Annotated in this window: 13 protein-coding genes; 3 read left to right on the forward strand and 10 right to left on the reverse strand. The window is 65.3% G+C overall.

Annotated features, from left to right (window positions below; translation table 11 throughout):
* The 9 genes from H537_RS0134445 to H537_RS0134485 form a co-directional block, all read right to left on the reverse strand.
* The gene (locus H537_RS0134445; RefSeq protein WP_029001514.1) at window positions 1-1077 is read right to left on the reverse strand and encodes a Fic family protein; all 1077 of its coding nucleotides are present in this window, start codon (window positions 1075-1077) and stop codon (window positions 1-3) included.
* On the reverse strand, window positions 1067-2392 hold the full coding sequence (locus H537_RS51800) for a restriction endonuclease subunit S (RefSeq protein WP_084151182.1): 1326 nt from the start codon (window positions 2390-2392) through the stop codon (window positions 1067-1069). Before H537_RS51800 ends, H537_RS0134445 begins: the two co-directional genes overlap by 11 nt.
* On the reverse strand, window positions 2382-3944 hold the full coding sequence (locus H537_RS0134450; RefSeq protein ID WP_029001515.1) for a class I SAM-dependent DNA methyltransferase: 1563 nt from the start codon (window positions 3942-3944) through the stop codon (window positions 2382-2384). The genes H537_RS51800 and H537_RS0134450 overlap by 11 nt, the downstream gene beginning before the upstream one ends.
* A gap of 213 nt (window positions 3945-4157) precedes the next feature.
* On the reverse strand, window positions 4158-4778 hold the full coding sequence (locus H537_RS53845) for a hypothetical protein (protein WP_156902134.1): 621 nt from the start codon (window positions 4776-4778) through the stop codon (window positions 4158-4160).
* Between the two features lie 404 nt (window positions 4779-5182).
* Window positions 5183-6931 carry a DUF927 domain-containing protein gene (locus tag H537_RS0134465; protein WP_238446917.1) on the reverse strand — a complete coding sequence of 583 codons (1749 nt, stop codon included), beginning with the start codon at window positions 6929-6931 and terminating at the stop codon, window positions 5183-5185.
* 53 nt (window positions 6932-6984) lie between these two features.
* Window positions 6985-7962, reverse strand: coding sequence for a DUF7146 domain-containing protein (locus H537_RS50000; RefSeq protein WP_169517151.1), 978 nt, complete (start codon window positions 7960-7962; stop codon window positions 6985-6987).
* 19 nt (window positions 7963-7981) lie between these two features.
* Window positions 7982-8248 (reverse strand): hypothetical protein, encoded by a 267-nt coding sequence (locus tag H537_RS0134475; RefSeq protein ID WP_029001518.1) that lies wholly within the window; start codon window positions 8246-8248, stop codon window positions 7982-7984.
* A gap of 12 nt (window positions 8249-8260) precedes the next feature.
* The gene (locus H537_RS0134480) at window positions 8261-8485 is read right to left on the reverse strand and encodes a helix-turn-helix transcriptional regulator (RefSeq protein WP_043461405.1); all 225 of its coding nucleotides are present in this window, start codon (window positions 8483-8485) and stop codon (window positions 8261-8263) included.
* Window positions 8486-8842: 357 nt separating this feature from the next.
* A complete protein-coding gene (locus H537_RS0134485) occupies window positions 8843-10006 on the reverse strand; it encodes a tyrosine-type recombinase/integrase (RefSeq protein ID WP_029001520.1) in 1164 nt (387 codons plus the stop codon).
* A gap of 338 nt (window positions 10007-10344) precedes the next feature.
* Between H537_RS0134485 and H537_RS47225 the strand changes: the two genes are divergently transcribed.
* From H537_RS47225 to H537_RS47235, 3 genes are all read left to right on the forward strand, one after another.
* A complete protein-coding gene (locus H537_RS47225; RefSeq protein WP_064736099.1) occupies window positions 10345-10938 on the forward strand; it encodes a septal ring lytic transglycosylase RlpA family protein in 594 nt (197 codons plus the stop codon).
* A 134-nt stretch (window positions 10939-11072) separates the two neighbouring features.
* Window positions 11073-11480, forward strand: a complete 408-nt coding sequence (locus tag H537_RS50005; RefSeq protein ID WP_156902135.1) for a hypothetical protein — start codon at window positions 11073-11075, stop codon at window positions 11478-11480.
* Window positions 11481-11672: 192 nt separating this feature from the next.
* Window positions 11673-12344: a YecA/YgfB family protein gene (locus tag H537_RS47235; protein ID WP_043461408.1), complete on the forward strand. Its 672-nt coding sequence runs from the start codon at window positions 11673-11675 to the stop codon at window positions 12342-12344.
* A gap of 40 nt (window positions 12345-12384) precedes the next feature.
* Here H537_RS47235 and H537_RS0134510 read toward each other — a convergent pair whose 3' ends face one another.
* The gene (locus H537_RS0134510; RefSeq protein ID WP_029001521.1) at window positions 12385-13662 is read right to left on the reverse strand and encodes an Hsp70 family protein; all 1278 of its coding nucleotides are present in this window, start codon (window positions 13660-13662) and stop codon (window positions 12385-12387) included.
* Window positions 13663-13763: the final 101 nt, after the last annotated feature.

The following is a 13763-nucleotide window of genomic DNA, read 5'->3' on the forward strand; positions in this document are numbered from 1 at the left end:
TCACTTCACCAGTTCGGCGAACAGCGCGTCGTTGATGTAGTACATCTCGCGGCCGTGCTTGCTAGCGCGCAGGATGCCCAGTCCCGCCAGGGTCTGCAGGTAACTCGACGCCGTCTGGCGCTTGGCGATGTTGGCGTCCACCAGGAACTGGATCTTGGTGTACGGGTGCTGGAAGATGGCCTCGATGAGGTCCTTGCTGTAGATGCCTAGAGCCTGCTGCTGCACCTGCTCGCGCACCTGTTCCATCAGCGCCCGGATGCGCGTGACCTGGTCGAAGGTCTGCTGCGCGGTGCTTTCGACCGCCCGCAGCATGAACAGAATCCAGCTCTCCCACTCCTGCCGCTCGGTGACGCCACGCAGCCCCTCGTAGTAGCTCGCCCTGTTGGCAATGATGTAGCGCGACAGGAACAGCACCGGGATGTCCAGCAGGCCCTGGTCCACCAGGTAGAGCAGGTTCAGGATGCGCCCCGTGCGGCCGTTGCCGTCCTCGAAGGGGTGGATGGCCTCGAACTGGTAGTGCATCACAGCCATCTTGACCAGCGGGTCGAGATCGTCACGCGCGTGGATGAACTGCTCCAGGTTGGCCAGCTTGTCGCGGATGACGGCCTCGCCCACCGGGGGCGTATAGACCACCTCGCCCTGCGCATTCTTCAGCGCCGTGCCGGGAACGCGGCGCACGCCAAAGTCCACCTCCTTGATGATGCGGACGATGTCGATGAACAGGTTGGTGGTGAGCGGGCGCGCTTTCAGTTCGCGAAAGCCGTGGTTCAACGCCTGCCGGTAGCGCAGCACCTCCTTGGTGTGCGGGTCAGCCTTGTCATCGGCGTCGGCGTCGGCGCGGTAGAGCTCGTCGTTGGTGGTGACAATGTTCTCGATTTCCGATGACAGCCGCGCTTCCTGCAGCACGATGCTGTTGATGAGCACGCCCTGGTTGGGAATCTGCGCCGCCAGCCCACGCAGGTTGGCCAGCACCCGGTTGGCAGCAATGGCCTGCTTGAGCACGGCCTTGGTTTCCAACTCGGCGGCTGGGGGCAGCAGGGGCAGGTCGTTGTAAGGCTGCTGGCGGTCAAATGGCACCGGCGGCCTCCAGTTCGACTTGCGCCTGCGGCAAGCGCAACTGGCCCGAAATCAGGCGGGGAAGGAGGGTGTCTCGTAGCGTGGAAAGCACTTCAGTGTGTTCTTGATTGGAAATTATCTTTAGCACTATAGGCTCAACTAATTCATCAAAAAGAGCAGCTATTTTTTCTGTTGGAAGGAGTGTCGGTAAATTTTCAAAGCCCGACTTGCTTAGATTGTGGAAAACAGATCCTCCTGACCCGCCAGTTTTGACTGCTTCACCAATCTGAAGCAATGAGAAGAGAGAAAAAGATTTACCCCATTGTGCAGCAGGAATAACGCTATTTATCTGCTGATTTGTCTGCGATGGCTTCGTTATACGTGCCACCAACCCTGGCGTAGCAATGCAGGAAACGCACACGGCTCCCTCGGGCAAGTATTTCCCGCGTTGAGTGCTGGCGCCTTTCAACGAAAGGTTGCGTCGAGTTGATGTAACCACCAAGTGCCCATGCATATCTGGAATTGTGATAAATGGCACATCACTCCCATAGTTATCGGCCTCCGAAGTCGATGGGGTTTTGCCACAAACGACTTGACCCAACTCACTCACTTTTCCAATGCGCCACCCTTTTGGAAGAAGCTTTCCATTGAGATTTTCAAATCCGTTGGGAAAAAGCATGGCCGTGGTCTCATCCATGCCTTTTAAGACGCGATCGGCCATCTTGTCCCGCACCGGATCGAAATCCACGAACCACGACTTGAACAGCGCCTGGGCTATGGCTTCAAGGGTGGTGTTGGTTTCGCGCAGGAGGGTGATGCGGTCGTCGAGACACGTCAGCACATCAACAATGTTGCCCATCAGCCCAACGTTTTTTGGGAAAGATACCGGCAACCCACGTATTTCAGTAAGAGATATGTATTGTTGAGTTGAGCCTTTCTTACGTTGCTCAATCAACCGCTGCCCTTGTGGGGAGCGGAGGAAGTAGTACAGCCACTTGGCTTTCAGTTCATTTCCACACTTAAGTAATCCGACATTCTTAATAGCAAAATCTGGATTTTTGGATGTTATAAGGCAAACTTCCCCAACCGTTCCAATCATCGTCAGCAGAAGGTCCCACTGATCCACTTTGCTGCGCTTATTAATATTATCGAAGTCTTTCTTCGAAATCAGGTAAGCGGAATCGAGCGACAAGCGACCATCTTTTACATTTTTTGAGGTAACAAGCAGTTTTCCATCGCTCGCTTCCTTGGGGCTGTCGTGTGTGCCATCCGCAACGCGGGCGCAAAACTGCTCACACTCAAGCGTATGGAAGTCAGTGCAAACCTCAAAACTCATACCCAAGCCCCCCCAGCTTTTGCCGTATCACCGCATCCAGCTCTGCGCCCTTGGCCATCTGCTCGCCTAGCCTCTCACTGAGCTTTTGCATCTTGTCGGCGAAGGCTTCGTCGTCGTCTTCCACCTCTTCAGCGCCGACATAACGTCCCGGCGTCAGCACATGGCCGTGCTGGGCAATTTCGGCCAGCGGCACGCTGCGGCAGAAGCCCAGCGCGTCGTCGTAGCTAGTAATAGTGGCGCCAGCTTCAACCTCGCCACGCCACGCAGCCACGGTCTCGGCAATGCGGGCAATTGCGTCATCGTCCAGTTCGGCCTGCACGCGCGAAATCATCCGGCCCAGCTTGCGCGCGTCGATGAACAACACCTCGCCCTTGCGCTTCTTCTGCTTGGCCAGGAACCAGAGGCAAGCCGGAATCTGGGTGTTGAAGAAAAGCTGCCCCGGCAGCGCCACCATCACCTCCACCACGTCGGCCTCCACCATCGCAGCGCGGATCTGGCCCTCATTGTTCTGGCTGGAACTCATTGAGCCGTTGGCCAGTACGATGCCGGCGCGGCCGGTGGGCCGCAGGTGGTGCAGCATGTGTTGCAGCCACGCGTAGTTCGCATTGCCCTGCGGCGGGTCGCCGTACACCCAGCGCGGGTCGCCCTCCAGGCTGCCGTGCCACCAGTCGCTGACGTTGAAGGGTGGGTTGGCGAGGATGTAGTCGGCGCGCAGGTCCGGGTGCTGGTTTTTGACGAAGGTGTCGGCCGGTTCGCGTCCGAGATTGAAGTCGATGCCGCGGATGGCCAGGTTCATCGCCGCCAAGCGCCAAGTCGTCGGATTGGACTCCTGGCCGTAGATCGACACGTCGCCAAGCTTGCCGCCGTGCGCCTCGATGAACTTTTCGCTCTGCACGAACATGCCGCCCGAGCCGCAGCAGGGGTCGTAGACCTTGCCGTCGTGCGGCGCTAGCACGGCGACCAGCGTCTTGACGATGGAGGCCGGCGTGTAGAACTGGCCGCCCTTCTTGCCCTCGGCGCTCGCGAACTGGCCCAGGAAGTATTCGTACACCTGCCCCAGCACGTCGCGCGCGGTGGCGCCGTCGGTGCCGAAGCCGATGGTGGAGATCAGGTCCACCAATTCACCGAGCTTGCCATCGGGCAGTTGGGCGCGCGCGTAGCGCTTGTCCAGGATGCCCTTGAGCTTCGGGTTTTCGCCCTCGATCAGCGCCAGCGCGTCGTCGATGCGCTTGCCGATTTCAGGACTCTTCGCTGCGGCGCGCAGCGCCTCCCAGCGTGCGCCCTCCGGCACCCAGAAGACGTTGACCTCGCGGTAGTAATCGCGATCCTCCAGCTCGGCGGCGATGTCCTCGGGGTCCACGTCGCCATAGAAATACTCGTCGTCGGGGTCCTGCAGTCGCTGCTCCAGCTCGGTGCGGCGCGTGGCGAAGGTGTCGGAGATGTACTTGAGGAAGATGAGGCCGAGCACGAGGTGCTTGTACTCGGCCGCGTCCATGTTGGCCCGCAGCTTGTCGGCGGTGGCCCAGAGGGTCTTCTTGATGTCGTCGAGCATGGTGTATCGGATTGTGCCCGGCGCTCGACGGGCCTCGCCGTGCGGCGAAGAGGGCAGCATGATGCGGTGGAGCATCCGCTGCCCGGATCATGGCCCTGTCCGCGGCCGTGTCACGGGGTGCTGTCGGCAATGAGGCGCCGTGCCTCACGAAGCTCCACGTTCACGGCCTTGCTCAGCTCGCGCAGCTCCATCCACTGACCACCCTTCCAGGCGTTACGGGCGGCCACGGCCTTGCCTGCCACGGTGCGCGGCCCGGTGGCCTGCTTCCAGGGCCGCCAAGTGCGGATCAGCGCCGCCTGCCGCGCCCGTCGTTCCGGCGTCCAGCCGTTGCTCATGGCTTACCTCCAATAGTTCGATTTGCCGGGTTTGGTTTTTTGCCGCGCGCGTGCACGTGCGCGGCTTGACGGCCTTCGCCGTGGTGGCAGCGTCGCCCGCAGCGGCGGTGCCGTTGTTCACCTGCTGCTGGCCGCCGTTGTTGATGTTGGCTTGGCGGGCGATGACGATGGGCGGGTTCTTAACCGTGGCCAGGGTCTCCAGGGTCATGCGGCACTGGTTCTGCGACTTCAAGGCCATGCGCAGCAAGGCCTCCATGTGTTCCGGCCGGTCCTGCCGGGCAGCCCGGCGCGCGAGGTTCATGAACATGGACTGCAGTGCCTGGGCCTGCGCCAGCAACATCGCCTCGGCGACCGACATGTCGCCGTCGTGCATCTTGCGGATACCGTCCGAAATCTCGTCCACCAGCGCACCGGGGTCCTGCTCGCCCAACGGCCCCTTGGCGAACTCCTGCATCACCAGCGCAGCATTGACGCTGGGTCGCAACGCCAGTTGCGCCACGGCCTGGGCTCGCTGAGCGCTGCCCGGGGCGGGCAGTTCGGACTTGGCCGTCGCAGCGGCATCTGCCTTTGCCACCGTGATCTTGTTGGTTTTCATTGTCATGTTGTCTGCGTGTTCTTGGTGATAGAAGACGTGCCGCCCTGTGCCGTGTGCTTGCCACCACCTGCGGTGTTCCGGGTGTTTCAGGTGTTCTATCGAGGAGAGGCAAGGAACACCGGGCGAGCTAGCAGGTGTTCGGCGGTGTTCCTGCCAGCTCTACGTCGGGGCGCTGGTGTTCGCCAGAACACCCCTGAACACCAAGCTCACAACCTCGGTGTTCCAGGTTTGAAGATGAAAGAACACCTAGAACACCTGGAACACCACAATGAGCCGGCATCCCTGCACGGGTCAGCCGCCGTGTACGGTCAGTCCACCTCCTCCATCACCTCGGCCGTGAAGGCGTACACCCGGACTTTTCGCCCGATAGCGGCGGGCGTCAGCGTCGTGCTGTTCTTGCCACCCGCACCCGGTCGCAGGACACCGGCATCGACCAGCACTTGCGCCGCCCATTTGGGATCGAAGCCCGCGCAGACCTCCTTCTTGAACACCTCGGGCAGGACGAAGAACTCCTGCTCGCCGTTGACCATGCGGACGAAGCCAGCCCGGTCGCGCACTTGACCGACGAGAGCCTCCACCTCTTGAAAGCGGCTGGCGCCGTGGGAGCCGAAGAAGGCCCGTACCTGCGTCAGCAGGGCGCGGTCTTCGCGGCGACCGGTGCCTCCGAAGCTCTCCAGCCATGCCTTGAAGCAGCGAGCCACGCCCACGGAAGTGCTGCCCTTCTCCCAGCCGGTGAGGCCGTATTCGGTGGCCAGCTCGCCGGCCACGGCGACCAACCCAAAGCGGCGGGCCACGCGGACGATTTGCCCGGCAGCCCCTTCAGGCACGTGCTCGGCCACGAAAGCGCGCACATCAGCAGCCACGCGCTCGACAAGCGCGGCGCGGTTTGCGACGACCTTGTGCAGCCACTCCAAGCCCACGGCGCCATACCGGCAGCTGCAGGCTTCCTTGAGTGCCAGCGCCAGGGCAGGAGCGCTTGTTTGACCGTTGAGACAGTCGAACAGGCCGTGCCCGGCGCCAGCGTCGGCTTCGATGTCGGCCAGTCGGATTTCCTGCCCCGCGTTGGTCTTCTTGCCTGCCTGGGCCATGAGCGCCGACAGCGACACCTCCCCGGCGCTCAAGAACAACAACTTCCACCGCGCCGCAAGCCGCGCACTGCCGGTGCGGCTCGCCCGGGTCTTGCCTTGCCCGTTGCCGAGCATGTAGGCGGCGTCTCCGGCCTCACGCGGGTCCACCTGGGACAGCTCGTCGAGGATGAGCAGGCCGTGGTTGTGGATCGCTGCCAAGCCCTCCAGCCCGTTGGCCGTGGTGCGCCACATCCGCGGGTAGTCGGCAGGGCTGCCCCAGATTGACGCAGCGACCGCCAGCGCCGTGCTCTTGCCGCACGACGAAGGGCCACGGAGATGGAACCCTCCAGAATCCTCGCCCGCCAGCTCCAGCAGCGGTCCTGCGAAAGCGCACGCCAACGCGAACATCAGTCGGCTGTTGCCAGCGGCAAGCGCCGCAACCTCGTCTCGCCACTGCGCTGCGGTACCCATTACCGAGAGCGCCGGCTCCAAGGTCTGCATGCTCTGGAACACCGTGCGCTCGCTGTTGCTGCCCACGACCTGGTCAGGGCGCACGTACACGCCGCCATTCCAGCCCAACTGATCGACGCAGCGCGCGCGCGCCAGCACCGGCCAGGCCTGCAGGTAGGTGATGAGCATTTCGCGCGCGGCGCGGCCCGGGGCGATGTCCAGGCCCAGTCGCGACAGTTCGCGCCGCACGTCCACGCCATCGCCCTGCAGCAGTTCCATGGGCATGGCCCACACATGGCGCACGCCGTCGGCGTCTTCCCACTCCAGCAGCCGCCCCCACTCGGACGACTTGGCGCCGCGCGTCATGGCTTTGATGCGCAGCGGAGAGCAGAGCCACAGGGCCGGCTTCGGGTTGCCGTCCTTATCGTGGCCGATGTAGTAGACGCCGGCGCGCTCGTCGTCCGTGCCGTCGCGCAGTTCAAAGCGCAGACCGCCGACTTCACACTCGGTCAACGGCCGCGGTTCTTCGGCGTCGCGCACGGCGCTGACCTTGTCCAGGTCAGCCGCCACGATGTCGTCCGTCAGCACCGGGCTCATGTGCCGCCTCCATCGCGGTGAGCCGGCTCGAAGGTGTCGAAGACGGTTTGCGCCACCATGTCGATCTGATTGCCGCCGCGCGCTGCCCACATGTCGCACCAGTCCATGCCGGGCACCGAGGGCGTGACCACGTCGCAGCGGACTCCGACGTTCGCCGCACGGGCCTTGAGCGCCAGTGCGGCGCGCTGGCCGGCTTCATCGGCGTCCGCGAAAACGATGAGACGCTGCACCTCCTGCGGCCATTTGAAGGACGCCATGGCGCTCGCGCAGTACGTCGCAACCGTCGGCACGCCCGAGGCCAGCCACGCAGCCAGCGCCGTCTCAATCCCCTCGGCGACGCCCAGCTCGCCATTGAGCGGCTTGTGCAGACGAATTGCGGCACCGGCCAGCGGGCCTGCCGCCCCGGTGAGTTTCTTGACCACGGGCACATCGGCCTTGCGGCCGTCCAGTGTCAGGTACGTGCGGTGCAGCGCCACTACCGCGTTGTGCGGGCTCACCAGCGGCGCTACGAGCGCGGGGAATCGGCCAAGCTCCAGGCCCGCGTGCCAGTACGGCACCGCCGGGTGGAAGCGCAGGCACGGCGGCATCGGCCACGGCGACGCCTGCAGCCGGTGGTGCAGATAGCGCGTCGCCGGGTCGTCGAGCGCCAAGGGGCGGCAGCCCGCCGCCATCATTGAGATAAGGCGGGCGTTCTGGGCCCACAGTTCGCGCTGCACCGCGGTGCGCTCCGCCTTGGCCGCCTCGATGTGCTTGCGCAGGGCGGCCTGCTCGCTCGGCGTCATACGGCTCTTCGGGATGGCCGACCACAGGCCGCTGATGCCCTGGCGGAAGCAACCGTAGACGCCGCTGCGCAGGTCGTCGAAAAGTTTGCACCAGCCGGCGGTGTCGCCGCGACGGTTGCTGGTTGAGAAGCGCATGAGCTTGCCCGGCGTGATCACGTCGGGCGCATAGCCCAGCGCCGCCAGGATGAACATGCGAAAGGCTTCGTACAGATCAGGCATGGCCCACCCCCAGCCGCTTGATCAGCCGCGTCGCGAAGTCCCGCTCGATGAAGTTGCGGAACGCCAGCTGGAGGATGAGTTGCTTTACGGCGGTCTGCAGGGACAGCTTGGCCTTCGCCAAAGCCGAATCGCTGACCGCCACAGAGGAGATGCAGGACGGTGCCCGCTCCATGTCCTTCACGAACGTGCTGTCGGCGATTGCACGCGAGAAAGATTTGGGCGAGACCGGGCCTGCCTTGACGGCATGCACCTTGTCCATGTTGTCCTCCGATTAGCTGTTGGCGGCGTCGCGCTGGCGCTGCAGCCAGGCGTCGAGGTCGGCACGCATGACGCCGGCCGCGCGGCCGCCGAGGCGGATGCGGGCCAGCTCTTGACGGCGGATCAGCTCGTAGAGGTGGGAGCGGGAGCAACCCAAGTAGGCGTGGGCTTGCGGGATGCGGAGCACCGGGCTGTCCGGTTGCGGCATGGGGTTGGGTTTGGTGACTTTTTCAGCCATGAACTCTTACTTCGGGTCGCTGAAGGGAGCACCACGGCAATAGGCACCCACTGTCCATGCATAGGTCAATGGGAGGAGAATTCCGGCGTCTGGCCTCAGAAATCAGACACCGGACACCTTTTGCGTTGGTGCTCGGTACGGGGTTCCCGAGTCAGTCTTGGACCGGCTGGCTCGGGGCTCCACCTCTACAAGCCTGCTGTATGTGCAGCCCTTCGTCGAGGTGTGCAGCGATCCTAAGAGCACTTTTTGGGCGGTCGCGGCCGTGTGACCAGACTTAGACAGGGCCACGAGATCGGCAACTCAACGAAACGTTGGCGCACCAACAAAACGTTGCGCTGAAAATATTTTGTTGCTCCTCTACAACACCAATTGAGCAAGCGCGTTCCGTGCGTAGTCCTGCTGCAGGTGTGCGTAGTGTTTGGCGATCATCTCGACTGACGTGCCGGCCAGCACAGCCACGGTTGTGAGATCCAGACCATGCCGGCTCACGAGATCGGTGATGACGCTGTGCCGCAGCGTGTATGCCGTCACTGAGTCAGGCAACCCTGCACCCGAAACCGCAGCTTTGATTGGCCACTTCCAACTGTCCTTGTCCCAGCGCCGACCGTTCGCATCGACGAACAGCGGAGCCTGCGGCAGTTTGTCGCGTGCCGCTTCAGCCAGGAACCCAACCGTGGCTGCTGGCAACGGGATGCGGCGGTCAGCCCCCGCTTTGTCGGCCCCGACTCGCAACGTGCCGAGCCTCGCGTTGAAGTCGGCGACGTTGAGCTGCGCCAACGCCCCCGGGCGCAGCGGCAATGCACACAGCGCCTTCAAAAAAGACTGCAGCGCAGGCTGCGCCGCATCAACCAGACGTCGTCGCTGATCAGGGTCGAGATAAGTATCGCGCCGCCCATCGGCGCCAGAGATCGGCCGCAGGGCCTGCTCCCATGCATGTGAACTCGTCACTAAACCGTCGGCCAGTGCCAGATTGAGCGCGGCCCGGAAGCTCGCCATGTCGCGGTTCAACGTGCTGTCGGCACGCTTCCCACCGTCCTTGCTGGCCACCGGTTTGGCAGCCAGCTTGCGTCGCCAATCCTTTAGGTGTGCAGCGGTCAGCTTTTTGATGTCGAAACCAGCCAGCCTTTCGTCGTAGACGTAGCGGCGGAACCGCGCAGAGGCTTCCGCGGCTTTTGCCTCGCCGGACTCATGCCGCAGGTGCTCGACGTAGCGCTCGCAGGCGCCTCGTACGGTACAGTTCTCGTCGCTGCCGCCCTTACCCAGGTGGTCGAACCATTCACGCGCTGCCCGCTGCGCCGCATCGAAGCGTTCGTTGGCAGGCAAGTGATCGAGAGCACCGAGCGTGGTCCACCGGTTTTTTCCTGCCGCGTCGTCGTAGTAGCGCGCCAGCCAAGTTCCGGGAGTCGCCGTGCTCATGCGCCGGTATCCCACGTAGCACCCTTTTTCGATGCGTTGCCAGTACGGATCGCGCCGTACCGGCAAGGCGTCGCGCGCAGCGACGGTGTTCAACTTCACTTTCACGGTCGAACAGGTATGAATTCGGTATGAAAAACTCTAGCGCACTTCCAAGTACCTTCAAGTACGCACGCAGAGGGAAGTGATGTGCGCGGATGTCGCCTGAAGTCCATATTCTCTGCCCTCCGAAGGCAGGGGTTGCTGGTTCGATCCCAGCCAGGCGCGCCAAATCAGCAGTCACAGATGCCTTTCACGGCCTGCAACGGGCCAGGGTTGTTGAGAAAGGCATCTGCAAGAACCCCGCAGTTCTTTCGGCCGTGCGTGCATGCCGCGGTCCGCAGTACGGCGCGATCGGTGGCCGGGGTACCGGCCGCTGCCGGGCCGCTCAGACGTAGGAGCCGCCGATGCCTCGCATCACGAACCATTTCGCCGGCGCATTGCTGGTATTCCTGGCAGGTTGTGCCACGGGCCAGGATTCTTCCGTCGCAGGCTCGGCACTGCCTTCGCCTGCGGCAACCCTGCCGGCGCCGCAGACCGTTCCCGCCGACACCGCCCAGGCCGCCGATACGGTGCAGGTGCCCTCTTCCATGGTGCAACCGGCTGCAGCCAGGAAAAAAGTGCAGCGCGGCCGCGCCTCCTGGTATGCGCACCGTTTCCAAGGCCGCCGCACCGCCAGCGGCGAGCGCTACAACCGCCACGCACTGACGGCAGCGCATCCCACCTTGCCCATCCCGAGCTACGCACGGGTGCGCAATCCGGCCAACGGCCGCGAAGTGGTGGTGCGCATCAACGACCGCGGCCCGTTCCACAAGGGCCACGTGATCGACCTCAGCCACGCCGCCGCCGCGATGCTCGGCATCGTGCACGGCCCGAGCATGGTGGAGATCGAGCAGATCAAGGACGTCGAGCGCCGCGGCAGCCACTGGCCGCAGGAGCGCGCGGCGCTGCCCGCCAAGCCGCTGCTCACGCTTTCGGCCCGCAACGACAAGGCGCTTTGAGCCCCACGTTCGGGACGTGGCGTCCCGGAACTTGTCAGCCCCGTCCCACAAGCCCCGGCGCTGCCGCCTGACAGACGCGCCCTGCCCTGGCCCGTAGCCTGCTCCGCATCCGAACAGCGATGCGGAGGTGATGCATGAAACGGCTCGGCCGGATGGCGGTGTTGTGGCTGGCGCTGTGCAGCGGCGCGGCCTGGACGCAGCAGGAGACGGAAAGCCGCAGCGTCCCGCAGGCGTCCGACGCCGTGAAGTACCTCAGCGGCGGCGCCGGCGACGAGGAGCGTTCGCAGCTGATGGCGCAATGGCCGCAGTTCCCGCTGCTGATCGTCTTCAGTGCCGACGGCGGCGCCTACGCGGTCCCCGACAGCGTGCGCATCGCCAACGCCCAGGGCGCACCGCTGCTGGAGGTGGGCCAGGCCGGCCCGCTGCTGATGGTGAACCTGCCGCCCGGCGATTACCGCGTGCAAGCCCGCATCGGCGGGACGGCGCAGGAACGCAGCCTGCACCTGGGTTCACAGCCCCAGCGCCTGGACTGGCGCATGTAGGCAAAACCGCGGGCGGCGCGCCCGGCCGGCCAAAAAAAACGCCCGCCCCTTGCGGGGAAGGCGCTTGAAGTCCTCGGAAAGGACGTCGTTGGGATCGGCAGACCGGACGCGCCGCATGGCGGCCCGAGCAACATCGGCAATTTAGGCAAGCCCTGGCAGGACCATACCCCTGACACAAGGGACAATGCATCCATGACCCCGCGTTCCGCCCCCGAATTTTCCCCACTGGACGAGCGCGAGCTGGCCGAACTGGAGCAGTTGCTCGATGCGCTGCCCACGCCGCTGGAGCCGCTGGACGTGTCGATGACCGACGGCTACCTGGTCGGCGTGCTGCTGCAGCCGCAGACCGTGCCCGCCGCGCAGTGGCTGCGCCACGTCACCGACGCCGATGGCCGCGAGGCCCCGCCCAGCGCTTCGCTGCAGCGGCTGCATGAGCTGGTGCGTCGCCGTCACGCCGAGCTGGAGCGCGCCATCGCGCAGCGCCAGTGGTTCGATCCCTGGGTGTGGGAGCTGGACGAGGACGCCAGCCCCTCTGAGGCCGTGATGCCCTGGGTGGCCGGCTTCGCCACCGCCATGGAGTTCTTCCCCGCGCTCATGCGCCTCGACGGCCCCGCCCTGCTGGAGCCGCTGGCGCAGCTGTTCATGCACCTCGATCCCGAGGACCTGGAAGACGCTGACGACCTGCTGGCCGAGATCGAGACCCTGGAGCCGCCGTCCGACATGGCCGAGGCCGTGGAAATGCTGGTGCGTGCCAGCCTGCTGCTGGCCGACATCTCGCGCCCGCGCAAGGCCCAGCCGCCCGCACGCAAGACGGCCCGCCGCCCCGGCCCGCCGCCCGGACGCCGCCCGCCCCCGCGGCGCTGAGCTTGATAACCCCACGTCCAGGCTGGACGCGGGACGCCTCTCACTGCACGGCGCCGAAGCAGCGCGCTGCGTGCAAGCCCAAGCCTTGCGCCACGCTGGCGAAGCGCTCGCCGCGCACGCTGCGCGCGGCCGGGAAGGCGGCGGCGATGCGATCGGTCAGCGGCTTCAGCCCCGTGGAGCCGCCGGTGAAATAGAGCGCACCCACCTCGGCCGGCGCCACGCCGGCGCGGCGCACCGTCTCCACGGCCGCGTCGGCGATGCGCTGCAGGTCGGCGTCCAGCGCCTGCAGCGCCTGCGTTTCATCGAGTTCCGAGGCCAGGCCCGGCTCCAGCAGCGACAGGTCGATGCACGCGTGCCCCGAGTGCGCCACTTCGATCTTGGCGCCTTCCGCCAGCGAGCCCAGCGCATGACCCAGGTGATCCTGCACCACCTTCATCAGGCGCCGGTGCTGGAGCGGATCGGCGTAGAAGTCGCGCATGCCGCGCAGTTCCGCCACGCGCGGCGGGGTGTAGACGGTGTTGATCAGGTGCCAGGTGGCGAGGTCGAAATAGACCTTGCTGGGCACCTCGCGCCCACTGGGACCCTGGCCGCGAAAGCCGCAGCACGGCAGCACCGCCAGCAGCTCGATGCGGCGATCGAAGTCGGTGCCCGCCACGTGCACGCCGTGGCTGGCCAGGATGTCGTCCTGCCGCTGCAGCCGCTCGCTGCGGCCGGGCCCCACGCGCACCAGCGAGAAGTCCGAGGTGCCGCCGCCGATGTCGGCCACCAGGACGAGCTCCTCGCGCTGCACGTTGCGCTCGTGGTCCAGCGCCGCGGCGATGGGCTCGTACTGGAACTGCAGCTCCTCGAAGCCCACCGAGCGCGCCGCCGCTTCCAGCGCGGCCTGCGCCGCGGCGTCGCGCCCGGCGTCCTCGTCCACGAAGAACACCGGCCGACCCAGCACCGCGCGGCGGACCGGGGCGCCCAGCTGGGTTTCCGCCTGCGCCTTGAGCCGGCGCAGGAAGGCGGCGATCACGTCCTGGTACTTCACGCGGTGGCCGGCGCCGATGTCGGTGTCCTGCGTCACCAGCGGCGAGCCCAGCACGCTCTTCATCGAGCGCATGAGCCGGCCGTCGAAGCCGTCCACGTAGGCCGCCAATGCGGCGCGGCCGTAGTGCAGCTCGGGCGGATGCGCCGAGTCCAGGTCCACCGCGTAGAACACGGCCGTGGGCATGGTGGGCTGGCTGCCCTCCAGCGCGACGAGCCGCGTGCCGCCGTCGCTGTCGGGCACGGCCACGGCGGAGTTGGAGGTGCCGAAATCGATGGCGCAGTAAGTCATGGCACGCACGGCGCCCGGGGCGTCCGCGAAAAAAGGGCGGCATTGTAGGCGCGCCCCCTTTTCCCCTCCCGGCAGACCCCGTGCGCGCCCGCTGCAGCCCG

Origin of the sequence: Azohydromonas australica DSM 1124, from assembly GCF_000430725.1 — a bacterium.
Classification (GTDB): Bacteria; Pseudomonadota; Gammaproteobacteria; order Burkholderiales; family Burkholderiaceae_C; genus Azohydromonas; species Azohydromonas australica.